This window comes from Viridibacillus sp. FSL R5-0888, assembly GCF_038009105.1.
Lineage (GTDB): Bacteria > Bacillota > Bacilli > Bacillales_A > Planococcaceae > Viridibacillus > Viridibacillus arenosi.
Genome location: NZ_JBBPAU010000001.1, coordinates 2,472,563 through 2,487,321 on the forward strand (window position 1 = coordinate 2,472,563; position 14,759 = coordinate 2,487,321).

The 14,759-nt window shown below is 32.9% G+C and carries 14 protein-coding genes; 1 reads left to right on the forward strand and 13 read right to left on the reverse strand.

The window, feature by feature from the left end; genetic code table 11:
* Positions 1-38 precede the first annotated feature (38 nt).
* The 10 genes from MKY02_RS12215 to MKY02_RS12260 form a co-directional block, all read right to left on the reverse strand.
* Entirely contained in the window at positions 39-518 is a 480-nt protein-coding gene (locus MKY02_RS12215) for a metal-dependent hydrolase (RefSeq protein ID WP_038181128.1), read from the reverse strand.
* A gap of 423 nt (positions 519-941) precedes the next feature.
* The gene (locus MKY02_RS12220; protein ID WP_038181124.1) at positions 942-1,682 is read right to left on the reverse strand and encodes a GntR family transcriptional regulator; all 741 of its coding nucleotides are present in this window, start codon (positions 1,680-1,682) and stop codon (positions 942-944) included.
* 150 nt (positions 1,683-1,832) lie between these two features.
* Complete coding sequence (locus MKY02_RS12225; protein ID WP_038181121.1) at positions 1,833-3,170, reverse strand: MFS transporter; 1,338 nt, start codon at positions 3,168-3,170, stop codon at positions 1,833-1,835.
* Between the two features lie 151 nt (positions 3,171-3,321).
* Positions 3,322-4,038 (reverse strand): purine-nucleoside phosphorylase, encoded by a 717-nt coding sequence (gene deoD / locus MKY02_RS12230; RefSeq protein ID WP_038181119.1) that lies wholly within the window; start codon positions 4,036-4,038, stop codon positions 3,322-3,324.
* A gap of 659 nt (positions 4,039-4,697) precedes the next feature.
* The gene (locus MKY02_RS12235) at positions 4,698-5,420 is read right to left on the reverse strand and encodes an exonuclease domain-containing protein (protein WP_038181116.1); all 723 of its coding nucleotides are present in this window, start codon (positions 5,418-5,420) and stop codon (positions 4,698-4,700) included.
* A gap of 2 nt (positions 5,421-5,422) precedes the next feature.
* A complete protein-coding gene (locus tag MKY02_RS12240; protein WP_038181113.1) occupies positions 5,423-6,397 on the reverse strand; it encodes a DUF294 nucleotidyltransferase-like domain-containing protein in 975 nt (324 codons plus the stop codon).
* A gap of 59 nt (positions 6,398-6,456) precedes the next feature.
* Positions 6,457-7,737, reverse strand: coding sequence for an ammonium transporter (locus tag MKY02_RS12245; protein WP_038181111.1), 1,281 nt, complete (start codon positions 7,735-7,737; stop codon positions 6,457-6,459).
* Positions 7,738-8,122: 385 nt separating this feature from the next.
* A complete protein-coding gene (locus MKY02_RS12250; RefSeq protein WP_327192112.1) occupies positions 8,123-8,353 on the reverse strand; it encodes a transcriptional regulator in 231 nt (76 codons plus the stop codon).
* A gap of 362 nt (positions 8,354-8,715) precedes the next feature.
* The gene (locus MKY02_RS12255) at positions 8,716-9,201 is read right to left on the reverse strand and encodes a GNAT family N-acetyltransferase (RefSeq protein WP_038181109.1); all 486 of its coding nucleotides are present in this window, start codon (positions 9,199-9,201) and stop codon (positions 8,716-8,718) included.
* Between the two features lie 139 nt (positions 9,202-9,340).
* Complete coding sequence (locus tag MKY02_RS12260; RefSeq protein WP_340711259.1) at positions 9,341-10,969, reverse strand: carboxylesterase/lipase family protein; 1,629 nt, start codon at positions 10,967-10,969, stop codon at positions 9,341-9,343.
* Between the two features lie 393 nt (positions 10,970-11,362).
* Between MKY02_RS12260 and MKY02_RS12265 the strand changes: the two genes are divergently transcribed.
* A complete protein-coding gene (locus MKY02_RS12265; RefSeq protein ID WP_038181087.1) occupies positions 11,363-12,016 on the forward strand; it encodes a hypothetical protein in 654 nt (217 codons plus the stop codon).
* Positions 12,017-12,679: 663 nt separating this feature from the next.
* On the opposite strand, the gene MKY02_RS12270 is transcribed toward MKY02_RS12265, so the two are convergent.
* The 3 genes from MKY02_RS12270 to MKY02_RS12280 form a co-directional block, all read right to left on the reverse strand.
* A complete protein-coding gene (locus MKY02_RS12270) occupies positions 12,680-12,901 on the reverse strand; it encodes a helix-turn-helix domain-containing protein (protein ID WP_038181085.1) in 222 nt (73 codons plus the stop codon).
* A 10-nt stretch (positions 12,902-12,911) separates the two neighbouring features.
* Complete coding sequence (locus tag MKY02_RS12275) at positions 12,912-13,394, reverse strand: DUF2975 domain-containing protein (protein ID WP_038181081.1); 483 nt, start codon at positions 13,392-13,394, stop codon at positions 12,912-12,914.
* A 749-nt stretch (positions 13,395-14,143) separates the two neighbouring features.
* A complete protein-coding gene (locus MKY02_RS12280; RefSeq protein WP_038181078.1) occupies positions 14,144-14,749 on the reverse strand; it encodes a hypothetical protein in 606 nt (201 codons plus the stop codon).
* Positions 14,750-14,759: the final 10 nt, after the last annotated feature.

The window sequence follows — 14,759 nt, forward strand, 5'->3', positions numbered from 1 at the left end:
CCCTTAAGTCAATAAAGACTTAAGAGGAAATTTCTGTTTTAGAGTAAATGAACAATTGTTTGAAATGCAAAATACACGCTAATAATTGTTAATACAGTAGCAACAATATTCTCTACCTTACTTCCAGTTCGAGTTGTAAACGGTAATCGCACTGTGATTTTTAGTGGAAAGAATAACTTAATACCATTTTTTGTAGCCATATCAAGCAGATAATGGCTGACCATTCCAAGTAATACGCCTGCTGTGATTGATTCATTCGAAATATATGTATTCATAACAACGAACATTAATAATAAAAATAGTAAACTATGCGTGAACGATCGATGCCCAAATATCTTATTGACGACTTTTGATGTGATACGGAACGTCCGTCCTATTTTACTGCCACTGTGGCAAATATCTGGTATCAATGCTCCTATTACACTTGAACCAACGAGTATTAATGGATCGTAATTTGAAATTTGTGCAAAAGCAAGACCTGCTGTAATGCCGCCTAAGATGTGAGTATTTCCTGTCATGCTTGTAATTCTCCTTAATTCTATTAATATGTGTGCCCTTTTACATTACACTAATCGTAGTCATAATTATATATATAATAGTGTTTTTTTGATAAACAAACAAATGTTTTGTGTTATTTTACCTAAGTTCATCATCTCCTAATAAGAATCATATTCTTTGAATCAACGCTAGCATAGCTATAATTTAGTGAAAATAGTAAGCCCTACAATAAAAATGCACCCTAAATGTTATTTTTGTATAACAATTAGGGTGCATTTCTATATTAAGTTGTCTTTACTTCTTCCATAAGCTTATCTATTACATCTTATTATCTCTAAAATACAATTTAACTTATTAAAATTACCTCGAATTATCAGAAATAATAATAGGTTTATCTATGTATTACTTAGCAACTTGAAAACATGCAGTTATATCAACAACCTCTACTTCACCGCATTTACTTTTATGCAACTATATTCTTTAGGTATATAGAATTTATTGTAAACTAATGGATAATCCTCATGAATAAAAATACTCTCTAATAATAAATCACAGTCTTCTCCACCATCTACTTTATGTTTCTGTGAAGAAGAATTAACAGAAGCTGAACGCTTTATGTCAATCGTAGATCTATTTGCAAGCTTATAAATTCTAGTTTCAAGCATTTCTAATAATTGATCATTATCTTGTAAATCTAAATTCAATTCAGCTACTGCTTCAATTGCGATATTCGTAAAGGCATAGGCAACAACTTCCCCTGCACTTTTATACCACCTCTCAAACGCAACAACGGCGGCGGACTTCCTACATAATACTTGCTGGGTATATTCACTATCCAAATCAATTCTGAAACTCATCTCAACATCATCTATTTGTTTCGTATGAGATTTATACAGAGGATTCCCTATTTTTTCTATACCTATTTTTTCATTATTTATTGCTATCTTCGTAATAAAATTCCCTTTTCCATGTACCCTTTTCACCAGTCCATCATCTTGTAAAAGGGAAAGGGACTGTCTTAATGTCATTCTACTAACTCCGAACATTTTTGCTAATTCAGGTTCTGCCGGTAATTTGCTATCTAACATAAACGTTCCATTCATGATGAGTTTATATAATTCATCATACACAGTTATATACAATGGTTTTTTTCTTTCTTCCATATTTGCAATTTTGAATTCCATCTTCACACACCTATACTATTTTTAGATTAAGGATCCTCATCAATTTATTTCATTAATATGTATTATAAAGTTAGTAAATCATTACATCTATTTCATAAAAAATGTGTCACAGCTTATTATCTGTGACACATTTACCTGAACTAACTTCCGTTAATTAGTTTTTTCTAATTTACTTAATAGAGTCACAAACAATCCTAAACTAACAAACGCAATAATTGAAAGAACAATTAGGATAGTTGAAATTTCTACTTTATCAAGCATCGCTGCAGTGTATGTGATACCGATAGAAGCAGCCACATTCAATGTTAAATTGTAGAAACCGATTGCTGTTCCCGATTTATCTTTTGGTATTGTTCTAATACATGTTTCAAGCATAGGTGCATACATGAAAGCAAATGAACCTGAGAATAGCATCATAGAAATAACAAAAATGACAACAGTGCTTCCAACAAATAAGCCTGGAATTAACAAGCTTGCAGCAATACCAATAAGTGCAATAGAGATTGCCTGTTTACTGCTTAAATATTTTGCAATTTTCCCAGAAAGCATACCAACGATTATTGCTGTAATGTACCCAGGGATTAATAATAATGAGATAACATCTAGTTTTAAGCCATATACTCCTTCAAGAATAAATGGGAAAGTGAAAATATAGCCTAATTGAACTGTATAAATGACAAATGCAACTGATAAAGTTCTAATGAAATTCTTATTTTTAAAGAAAGAGATATCAATTAGAGCTTTAGGGCTTTTGCTTATATACACTAAGAATAACGTCATAGCAATGATAAAACCAATTAGATACAGCCAATTAAAGTTTGAAATAAAGAGAATAACCGATGTAGCAATTGCTGCAATCAAAAATAAACCAATTACATCAACATAGCTTTTTGTAGACTTTTCTTTCGGTAGATATTTCATGATAAATGGAACAAGAGCTATTGTTACTAAAGGAATTATAAATAGAGTTGTCCAATGTAAATATGTTGAAACATATCCACCTGTTACAGAACCAATTACAAGTGACAGAGAATAACTACTTGTACTAAACCCTAAAAACTTTTTTTGCTCTGCTTTTGGCAAATGCTTTGTAACGTAAATCACATATAATGTTTCAGCAGATGCTAAACCAGCTGTTTGAATAATTCTCGAAAAAAGAATCATCGCATACGAATCTTTAAAAACGTAACCCATCACAGAACCAGCACAAATCATAATAACACCAGCAATTAAAAGCGTTCTGATATTGATTGAATCAGCTAAGGAAGCGTATACAACCGCTCCAATACCAATTACAAGACCTGCAAGAGTAGCTTGCCAACTAACAGTTGTTACTGAAATTCCAAGGTCATCTGCTATTGCTACTGAAACTAATTTAAACGAATTATCAATAGTCAATGCGAATACAAAGAAAAGTAAAATTATAGGTACTGCCTTTTTTACATTATGGTTTTGTGATGCTGATGATTTTTCACTAATTGCGACCATTTTATGGCTCCCTGTCTTAAGAAAATTTAATTTAATCTACTATTTAATATAATATTCAAGACATGGAATCTACTTCGAAATTGTGAAGCAGTTAAATACTCTTTAACTGTTTCCTCTAACTCACACTCGTTATATTCCACTTAAATAATTATTAAGCTAGCTCTAATGCAATTTCCATCATTTTTGTAAACGCTGTTTGTCTTTCTAATTGCGTTGTTTGCTCATGTTTGAAGATATGATCACTAATTGTTAAGATACAAAGAGCATTTACACCTGCTTGCGCAGCATTCATGTAAAGTGCAGCTGACTCCATTTCTGCGCATAAAATGCCCATTTTACTCCATCTTTCCAATGCTGTAGGATCAGCATTATAGAAGACATCACTAGCAAGAACATTCCCTACACGAACAGGAGATCCTTTTTCATCAGCGACCTTCTTAGCTTTCTCAAGTAACTCATATGATGCAGTAATTGAATAATGACCTGGTAAATTAAATTGGTGTGCGTAATTAGAATCTGTCGCAGATCCCATTGCAAATACGATATCATACAAGTTCAAATCATCTTGAATTGAACCTGCTGATCCAATACGGATTAAGTTTTTAACGCCGAACACGTTGATTAATTCCCATGAATAGATTCCCATGCTAGCTGTTCCCATACCTGTACCCATTACTGAGATTTTTTTCCCTTTAAAAGTACCTGTATATCCAAGCATGCCACGCACTTCATTGAACTGTACTACATCTTCTAAATAAGTTTCCGCAATAAATTTAGCTCGTAATGGATCACCTGGTAATAGAATTGTCTCTGCAATTTCTACTCCATTAGGCTTAATGTGTGGTGTTTCTTTGTGATTTGTACTCATCAAATAAGTCTCCTTTGTAATTGTTTTATAAAGTCGTTTATACATTAAAGTACTCTATTTCTTTAGAAATCTGAATGCGCTTACTTTTCAAGAAAAAATAGACAACTTATATATCTAACGAACAACTTGTATAATAAGTTGTCTAATTGATATTATATAAAAATACCACATATTCATTTCTTTTTTCAATATATTTTTTACATTTAACATTTTAATATTAAAAGATTTTCGGTTTTTATACTAGATTTGATTGAAACACCTAATTTATAAAGAAATAGACTAGTTCTTCTTAAAAAATATATAAGCACCTTCAACTAATGGCACTTAGTTTTTTGGCCCTGTTTCAACAATATGAAAAAAGGGCTGCCAAATAAGTCCAACTACAACTTACTGACACCCCTTTTTATATGATTTACTCTTTTTCATATTTCTAATAACTATCTACCTAATTCACTTTATTCACATAAATAGTCATACTATTTAAAAGTTGAATATTCGTAGATCTTAGCTCAAACCTATCAACTTTCCTAAAGCAAAACATTTATGAAAACATCATTATATTACAATAAATATTGTATTTTTTCACTGTTGTTATTAATAAATCTTCTAATGTACTCTCCATAGCATATTATTTTCTTTTTATTTTTGAACCGTATTTTTTATATCCTCGAAAACCGTTCATAAACATCATTCAACGTCTTACAACCCAATTGTTGAATTTCCGCTACATATAAGCTCCACAGTTCTGCAGTTAACTTTGCATCTCCTAATGCATGATGACGATTCACCACTGAAATACCATTTTGTTCACATAAATCCTCTAGTTTCACATTTTTTGATTTTGGTTCAACAATTTTATATAGGAAGGAAGTATCTACAATCCGGTGCTTGAAAGGTGTGCGAAATAACTTTGAGCTAGCATGTTGCATAAAATTGCGTTCATGATTAGCGTGATGTGCCACAAGCGTACAATCTCCTTTAAATTGAAGAAAATGGATGAGAACTTCGGATAAACTTGGCGCTTCTATTAATTGCTCATTTGTGATACCAGTTAGCTGAATAATTTCCTGGGGAATGTTCCGATCAAAATGAACAAGCGAGTAAAATGCCTCTTCTTCCTTAATAATTTCCCCACTCATTTTTATTGCACCAATCGAAAGTATTCCGTCTCCTTTTTCAGGAGAGAAGCCTGTTGTTTCAATATCAAAAACTACTACATTTAGTTCGTGTAAGGGCGTATTTAATGCTTTATCTTGATTCACCTCTTTTTGCAAATGCCTTAAATAAGCCATTTGCTGTGAGTTTTGAATATCACCTATTCTACCAGTGTTTCTTTTCCCTTGAATTCCTCTTAATAGTTGAATAAACGGTTCAAAAACCATTGTTAACACCCTTTTTCGATAAGTGCTATCACATAATCATGCAGCTTCTTACCATCTTTTAGAATTCTTTTTATTTCTTTGCGTTGTTCTTTTTGAAGACTTTCGATATGCAAGTAATGTGTATCTGTATAGGATTCCACTTGAAATAATGTCAGGCGATATCTTAATAGCATTAAGAAATTGTCTTCACAATCCTTTATTGCCTTTGAATATTCTTTTGTTTCCTTCAAGCATTTCATTCTATCTAATGTAGAAGTGTCATAAATTCCTTCTTTTATAGACAATACTCGAATGGCATTCACATAAGGTAAAAATGCTGCATATTTTAGATTCACACTACCTTGGTACATACCATGTTGTTCTACTAAAATTTGACCAAGTGGACCAATGACATTCTTTACATGTGTGACGTTCGCCATAAAACGCTTTAACACGGTCTGATTTTTTAATTGATATTGGTAAATAACCATTTTCAACTCTTTTACATACGATTTTTTTCCTATTAGAACCCTTGCATCATAAAATATTTGCAAGTAACGAATGGCATCCCAGCTTTCATCATCCATCCATTTTAGAAGCTGTTCTTTCCATTCATGCATCGACTTACGCCAAAGTGGATTTGAGCTCATGACATTACCTTGACAATATGGATAACCAACGATGTAGAGACCATAAGATACTTCTTCACCGAGTTTCTTAAAATAAGTATCATTATCTACATTCGATATTTCATATATCAATCCATGATCTTGGTCACTGATAACTCCTTGCTCAAACCTGCCGCCACTCCCTGTTATAAACCATGAGAATTCACAGGGGGGGCTACCCTTCTTCACGCGACTGATAGCTAAATCAAATACTTTGCACATTACTTGATCATGAAACTTATTGAGAGAAACAGAATCAGCTAGGTAGGCGGTAATATTTTTATCCCTCCATTCCTTTATAGATTCATATGTTTCAACATCTGTTTCCACAGCAACACTTCCCTTTTTACACCAAAAGCCCCTTAAAAGGGGCTTTTGACATATTAACGTTACTTAGTTTCTACTACTGGACATAAGTTCGACTCTTCTAACAACATTTGCTCAGGATAGCCGTAGTTACCATGTTCACTCATATCAAGTCCCATGATTTCCTCTTCCTCGCTAACACGAATACCACCCATCACTTTTTTCATGATATATAAGATGACAAATGATACAGCAAATGCATAAGCACCCGATGTTGCAACCCCCATTATCTGTACACCTAACTGTTCAAAACCACCGCCATAAAGTAAGCCCGGTTTACCGACTGTCGCAAGTTCAGGTGTAGCAAAGAGACCTGTTGATAATGTACCCCATATACCTGCTGTTCCGTGTACGGATAATGCGAAGATTGGATCATCAATTTTTTTCTTTTCAAAAAATCTAGTACTATAGAATACTATGACACCAGCTACAAACCCAATGACTACAGATGCCCAAACATCTACGAACGCACATGATGCTGTAATTGCTACTAAACCTGCTAGTGCACCATTTAAAATTGTTGTAATATCAGGTTTACCTAACACTACCCACGAAATTAGAGTCGCTGCCACCGCACCAGCTGCTGCAGCAAGATTGGTATTTAAAGCAACAAATCCGAAGAAAGCACCATCAACTGAAACAGTACTACCCGCATTAAATCCAAACCAACCAACCCACAGGATTAATACAGCTAAAGCAGTATAAACTTGGTTATGACCGGCAAGATTATTCGCTGAACCATCCTTATTATATTTTCCAATTCTTGGTTTCAGCAAGATAGTCGCTGCAAGAGCTGCCATTGCACCCGTTAAATGTACAACTGTTGATCCTGCAAAATCTTGTTTTCCATGCTCAGCTAGCCAGCCACCACCCCAAATCCAGTGTGCAATTACGGGATAAACTAATACTCCAAATAGAATAGTGAAGATGACGTATGCTGAAAACTTCGCACGCTCTGCAAATCCACCCAGTGCGATTGTAACTGATATACCTGCAAATGCTAGTTGGAAGACGAAAAATACAGTTGTAGCAAGTCCTGAATCTTTAACTAATTCTCCTGAATAGAAGAAATCCGACATACCGACAAAGAAATTTGTGTCACTACCAAAGATAAACCCATAGCCTAATGCCCAGAAAACTAATGATGCTAAACCAAAAGTAAAGACTGTTTTCCCTGCTACGTGACCTGCGTTTTTCATTCTTGTAGAACCAGCCTCAAGTAAGATAAATCCACCAATCATAAAGATTACTAAAATTGCTCCTAGCATCGTCCACAGGCTGTTCATCAAATACATAACATCCATCCTCAAACTCCCCTTTTCACCATGTTAGTTTTCTTATTATTTATATGTAATAAAACTTAACATGTTATTTATATCCTTTATTTTACCTCGTTTTCACTCCTTGTCAACAGAATTTTCAGAATAAAATGAAAATATGTTATAAAAACTCACATGAAAAGGATTTCATTATCGCTAAAAAAACACTTGTATCCATATTCATTAGAAAATAAAAAGAATTCATTTTGAAAAAGCATGTTCAAAATGAATTCTTTCAAAAAGTCTATGTATTTTTAAGCGTTACAGGACTTATCCAATTGAAAATCCCTTCAATAAAAGAGCCACGTTGGAAATCTCTATAATTTTTAATCGCAACAATTTATCTATTCAAATGGAATTCCTATTAAAATCATAATTCTTTTTCTTCACTACGAATAATCGGAATAGCTGCAAGAACATTTTCTATTATAAAAGTACGTTTAGCACGCTTAACAAAGCAATAAGCTTGAAAATTATCTGATGATATTTTAATGATCTTCACACGTCGTTTCGTTATGTCTCCACTGCTCGACATATAAATCATGTTCACCAATTGATTACGCTGCATTGCTTTCAATAATTGCTCTTTAACATTGTCCACTCCTTTTTATTCATCATAAAGAACATTCGTTCTTACTCAGATTAAAAAATAACTAAGCGACCAAATTAACGGTTACCCAGTTTTAAGTGTAGTATCAAAGTTAAAGAGTTATGAAAGTTAACATTAAAAATGAACTGATCTTAGTCTAAACGTTTGATTATTTTTTTAGTAGCTCTTCTTCAACTAAAGCACCCATAAATTGATAAAGATAAAACATTACTGTTTTTATGGTTTTTTATCTATAACTTTTATAAAAACCAACCTTCAAATCCTGTATTAACAATTCGAAATACAGCGTTTTATATTTAGATTCCTAAAATAAATCTGATTTTTTCAACACCATCTTTCGAGTAAATTAATTTTTATAGTTTTTTACTCAGTATTTCTCCAGGTAAACTGCCAATTTCGCAAATCCTCTCAGAGACAAATCCTTGTTTAATTAATATTTTCCTTGAAGCAATATTATCTGGGTCAATAATGGCTTTTAGTTTCTTTAATTCTGATTTTATAGCTTTTTCAATCAATACTTTCGCTATTTCACTTCCATATCCTTTACCCCAATACTCTGGCTTTATCATATAGCCGATTTCAGCTACTTCGTCGTTTTCTTCATCCAAAGTTAAATGTCCAAGTCCGATAAATTCATTGATTGAACTATCGTAGACTTTGTATGAGCCAGAATGTTCATATTTTTCATTTCGTTTTAATAACTTTTGAAAATTGGATTGAGCCTCTTCAAAAGGAATAGCGTACTCGGTAATTTGTGCCATAACTTTCTCATTAGAAACAAGACTGAAATAATCACTAAAATCAACCTCTTGAAATTTCAGTAAATTTAGATTGTGCATTGTATTCCTCCTAAACTCCCCTTTTGTTTAATAACATTTCTTATTTTTATAGTAACTTAAATCGGAAAAATTCGGTACTTTTTCGTTTGGTAACTTCTCTCGATTTTAAACAACTTAATCATCTCAGCATGTATAAATTTTAATTTAAATTCAAACTTTCTAATATACGCTTTCTAAAGTACTGTTCTCGTTTTTCCTCTCCACTTGTAGTAATTAAATTTGCTTGCCCATCCTTAAACTGCATGAAAGGATATTCATCTTTTTCATCACAAGGTATCCATTCAGATAAACTTTCCCTATTTGGATTTCCTGTTTTAATGAAGTTAGACCAATAATCTGTAATGACATCCATCATCCCCCAGTCTAGTTTTCTCCATTCTCTATGAGCTCTCCCTGGCTTTAGAGAACCCATTGTAAACCATAAATCCCCAGAGTGATAGGCTCCATAAAACTCTTCATTTTTACCTGGAGCTACATGGGCAAAGGAATAAACAAAAGGTTTTTTGGCCACTTGGTTCAGCCCAGCGGATAATAACAATCTCTGTAAGCCATCATCACTGAAGGCACGTAAGAAAGAAGCATAACTTTCTTCTTTTGTTGAAGTTGAGTAAAGAGACAGGATGTCCTCTCCATGCATTGCTTTAAGTTTTGTAACTAATATCTCATTTGAGGCTGGGCTTTCTGTAGAATTAACTGCCATCAAGGATGTCATTTCATCTGTAGTTCCACCCATAATAATATCAATACCTTCAATATTTCTAGGATTCATAAGGTCAATAGACTCTTCAGTGAACACATAACCATCTAGTACCGTTCCTTGTATTCTGGCAGCTAAGTCTTCTAGAATAGTTGCGGACGGCATTACACCCTTTTCTTCAATATTTTTAGCAAATGGCGGTTTTAGGAATTCCTCCATTTCCATTTCTCGAAGTTCCTTCAATGTAACATCACGACCAAACGATTCACGGATAGCTTCTTTTGAAAGAGTGGCAGCTTCTTCTACTGTAGGAAATGGTTTTCCTGCTCCAAAAGCTTCTCCCATAGCGCCTGGATCATTTAGGAATCCAGTTAATCCACTTTGAATGATAGCGCGTTGGAAAAGACCTTTTGCAAGTGGTGAACGTAGAAGATTCATAACCTGCATAGCACCTGCAGATTGACCTCCAATAGTGACTTTATTTTTAGCCCCACCAAAGGCTTCGATATTTTCTTGAACCCATTTTAATGCAAAGATATTATCATGTACAGCGTAGTTACCACACGCACCGTGATCATTTTCTTTACACAGTTCAGGTAACGTCAACCATCCAAGGAAACCTAATCGATATTGAACTAATACAACGATTAAACCTTTTGCAGCTAGTTTGGTTGCATCAAATTTAATATCAGAAGCACTCCCATAATTACCTGCACCACCATGAATCCAAACATATACAGGTAACTTTCTTCCTTCTTGTACTTCTGGTTGATAAATATTTACTACTAGACCGTTTTCACTTACTGGTGGTCTATATTCTGAAGCATAGTTAAATTCACTAAACCAAAATGCTCCTTGGCAATTTGGATCTGGATTTTGCAGAAAACGATCTCCATAATGGTCACAACCTCTTACACCCTCCCAAGATTTTGGAGGCTGAGGAGCACGAAATCTATTTTCTTTCCCCGTGTCTGCACCAATCGGTATCCCTTTAAACACAGTTACACCTTGCGTATCGGATGGTATTCCGATTACTTTTCCATAGCGTGTTTGGATAACTTCACCGTTCATTCAAATTCCTCCAATTTATCTACTATTATCATTTATTGAAAAATGATACAAAGTTTTAAATGAATCTGGATAGACCAATATAAACATATAGACTGTTTTTTTCATTATCATTTTCCCATTACCCGAGTCATGACATCTTTAAACAGTAAATCTACCTATATATTAATTAGATAAGCTATTTTTTGTAATAATGCTTATCAAAGTACCAAAAGCCATTTTTATCTCCTCACTCATTACTGAAAAGAGATCTCGTAGCAAAAATTAGATAATTGAAAGATGACAACAATCAGCCTTTAGGAATCATCAGTCAATATACAAACAACCAGAAGGACATTGTGTTTTCGTGACATTTTGAGGTGATATAGGGCATACCTTCTTAACGGGAGGGATTATTTGTTAAAAAGGATATTGATAATTGCTGGAATACTTATAGTAGGAATAGCTTCATTTAGCCTGTTAAATCGGCCTTTAGAAGTTGATACTTCTATATCAACTAAAGAGAAACAAGAACCTTTAGCTACTAAAGAAGAAGTTCTAAATATAACTACATTGAAAAGAGTAAGTGAAAAACTTCATGAAAAATACGAGGGCTTTGTTGTAAAAATGACTTCAAAGAAAGAATTGGTGATACAAGTTGAAGCGAATGAAGAATATTTTAAATCCGTTAAAAAGGATATGGGGTCCATTGCAAAAAGTATAATTAAATCCTCAACACTAAAAGACTATACAGTTGTTGTAGAGAGGCTGGATCTATCTATCATTACAGAAGAAGTTAAAAATAGACAGAAAGAACTTAGCCTTTTAACATCGACTTTAATGGAAGGACTTAAAGATTACGACATAATTGAAAATATAAATACGGATTATCAAAAATCCATTACCATTCATACATCCATAAAGACTTTAGATAAAGATACATATAAGTTTACTATGGGACTTGAAGAGAAAATAAATGAAATCTTACATTCTAAAAAACTGAACTCAGTATCTCATATTGACTCATATGAAATAAAAATTTTAAATAACAAAGGGAAAGTAGTAAATTAGTCAGCTTATAAGGCTAAACAACATTAGCATCTCTACTTATGGGACTTTTCACAAAAGCAGATATTCGCCAAGCCTACCTGATTTAAGTGAAGTGACAATTAATCACATGGTAAATAACCTTAAGGGTAGCTCATTTTGGTAGACGGATGTCTAGCTCCTCTGGTGAAGGTGACTAGAAGATCCCATTGCAAATGAACCCACAACCGCTGCACCTTTTATATGGCTTTGTTATTCAGACCATTCCTTAAAATTCTTCAACAATAAGTAAGTCTTCGTTTTAATTTCCAATAGTAATACCTCCTTGAAGCTTTTAAAGATTTTGTATCATTATTCTTCAACTAAACTGCCCAGTTGTTTTATGTACATTTCTTTACAATCTTTATAGTGCCATTAACATAAGTATCCAATAAAAAACTCATCTCACCTCTAAGAAATCTATAGAGGTGAGATGAGTTTAATCAATCTTTTTTACAAAGCTACATTTACACTATTAATTTTTTAAACGACATTACCAAGAACCATTTCTTGTAGTCCATTTAAACCACGATTTCCGATTACAACTAAATCTACTTTGCTGTCATATACAATTCTCATAAAAAGTTTGAACACATTTATCTCAAATTAAACTAAAGCACCTCGTTAGTTTGAGAAATTTGTCGTCTATTATTCTTGAGTTTCTACATCACTTTTATATTCTAATATATCTCCTGGCTGACATTCTAAAGCCTTACAAATCGCATCTAAAGTTGATAATCGAATCGCTTTTGCCTTTCCATTTTTCAATATAGAAAGATTAGCCATCGTTATTCCAACTCTCTCGGAAAGTTCTGTGACACTCATTTTCCGTTTCGCTAACATGACGTCAATATTGATTATTATTGCCATTTTATTCACCTCAGACCGTTAAATCATTTTCAGATTTTAAAACAATCGCATCTTTTAAAAGCTTTTCAAGAACAGCAGCAAATACTGCAATTACAAGCGAAGCAAAAATAACAACCATTCCGATTACTATGATACCTGGGGCGTCGTCCATTTCCGCTATGAAATAAAAGAGTGGCATGCCTACCACATACAGAGTTGTAATTATAATTGCACAAAATTTTATATTTTTTAAAGTTCTTATAGATAGTTCCGAGAAAGCTTTGCTCTTATCAATATAGATTAAAAGTTTAAAAGCTTGATATAGAGCAAAGTAAAAAGGTATCGCCGTTAGGTAAAAATAGATTATTACAAGATATTTAATATAAGTAATATTTGGAAACAATTCTGCTGCAAACTTCGCGATCTCAGGCACTAAAAAGATGCACAAAGCAAGAATCGGAATTCCAATAAGAACAACAGCTACCTTTAAAAAGAGCGTTGATACTTGTTTCATAAAAAGCACCTCACTTATTTATTATAAATATTATCTTATCACCGAATTTATCGTTTTACAATAAATATATATCGATTTTTTTATTCATTTATTGTTATAATAATACCTTTTTAACCCCAGACAAAATAGAAGCATTCCTCATTACAAAGAAATGATCCATAACTTTATAACCTTTAATTAACATTGATACACACCCCATTCGATTTCTCTACAGATTCTAGAATAATTCTTCATTTACAAAATTACTTCTTCGCCTCCAAAAAAGTCCCTGCTCGTTCAACCTAACCATCTCCGTTAGTACAATATGTTCCAAACAAAAACGGTAATCCTTCTTTCCGCTCCAATATATTACAATAAAAAAGAGCGCCTAATCCCTTTTGTATCAAGGGATTAAGTACATTTTAAATATTATAATTTTAGAGTTAATTGATATTTTTCGAACAATGTAATTTTGTTGGATACTTACTCTTTTTTTCTAATTGTTGTTCTTTTTTAACTCAAAGGAAACATGAATTATTGATTCATCATTTAATCCTGGCATCCATCTATTTTCGAACAATTAGTTTCTCAAAACTATAATATGATTAGTATTAATGGCATCAGCCCTCACAAGCTTCGTCATTGCTTTGCAGCGGACTTTATTCGCATTGTTGGAGACATTCTCCTTCTTCGTGATCAACTCGATCATAATGATAAAACGACTTCTCTATAAACCAACATGGCGAACTGCTTGAATTATACAGTATTAATCAGTATTTACTTCGTATATACAAGCCTACCTTATTTGCTTCGCTTTCACATTCTTTGAGATATGAAATATCAAAGCAGTAAATCGGAATATTTAATTCGTAATTACCAATTATTACAGAGTCTTCAAAAAAGAAATTAGAAAAATGTAAATGTCTTAGTGATAGCTTTGCGAAAATTTCCAAATGCTCTTGAGTCTTAATTTCAAATAAACCGTTATGAGGAACAATAGTATTTTTTATTTTTTTAAAAAGAGAGAACTCTTGCTTATCTAACACCTTCTTCAGGTATCTGAAAATATACTTCCTTTTACTTTCTAGTTCTGGGCAATATATATACACTGGAGTTTCCCCATTTTTCCTAAATAAATATCTAAAAATTTCTAAGAATTTTTCTTCTATACCAAAGAACTCTTGAGTTTCAAAATCATTTCGCGGATTAAACAATATCATTAAATTAATGCATTCCTCGTTAGTTAATAACCTATTAAAACGATCAAGATTTCCTGTAATAAAATGTTTATAAGCTAACTCATCTTCTTGAACATCTAATCTTCCAAATTTCTCTATTAATAATCGTTCAACCTCTGAAAACTCTTCTATATTCAAAACTACTTCA

Bases quoted from the DNA above. Each gene is read 5' to 3' on its own strand.
- MKY02_RS12255 (WP_038181109.1), bottom strand. From the start codon at position 9,201: ATGCACAATCTAAATTTACTGAAATTTCAAGAGGTTGATTTTAGTGAT.
- MKY02_RS12215 (WP_038181128.1), bottom strand. From the start codon at position 518: ATGACAGGAAATACTCACATCTTAGGCGGCATTACAGCAGGTCTTGCT.
- deoD (WP_038181119.1), bottom strand. From the start codon at position 4,038: ATGAGTACAAATCACAAAGAAACACCACACATTAAGCCTAATGGAGTA.
- MKY02_RS12260 (WP_340711259.1), bottom strand. From the start codon at position 10,969: ATGAACGGTGAAGTTATCCAAACACGCTATGGAAAAGTAATCGGAATA.
- MKY02_RS12245 (WP_038181111.1), bottom strand. From the start codon at position 7,737: ATGGATGTTATGTATTTGATGAACAGCCTGTGGACGATGCTAGGAGCA.
- MKY02_RS12270 (WP_038181085.1), bottom strand. From the start codon at position 12,901: ATGGCAATAATAATCAATATTGACGTCATGTTAGCGAAACGGAAAATG.
- MKY02_RS12275 (WP_038181081.1), bottom strand. From the start codon at position 13,394: ATGAAACAAGTATCAACGCTCTTTTTAAAGGTAGCTGTTGTTCTTATT.
- MKY02_RS12235 (WP_038181116.1), bottom strand. From the start codon at position 5,420: ATGGTTTTTGAACCGTTTATTCAACTATTAAGAGGAATTCAAGGGAAA.
- MKY02_RS12220 (WP_038181124.1), bottom strand. From the start codon at position 1,682: ATGGAATTCAAAATTGCAAATATGGAAGAAAGAAAAAAACCATTGTAT.
- MKY02_RS12225 (WP_038181121.1), bottom strand. From the start codon at position 3,170: ATGGTCGCAATTAGTGAAAAATCATCAGCATCACAAAACCATAATGTA.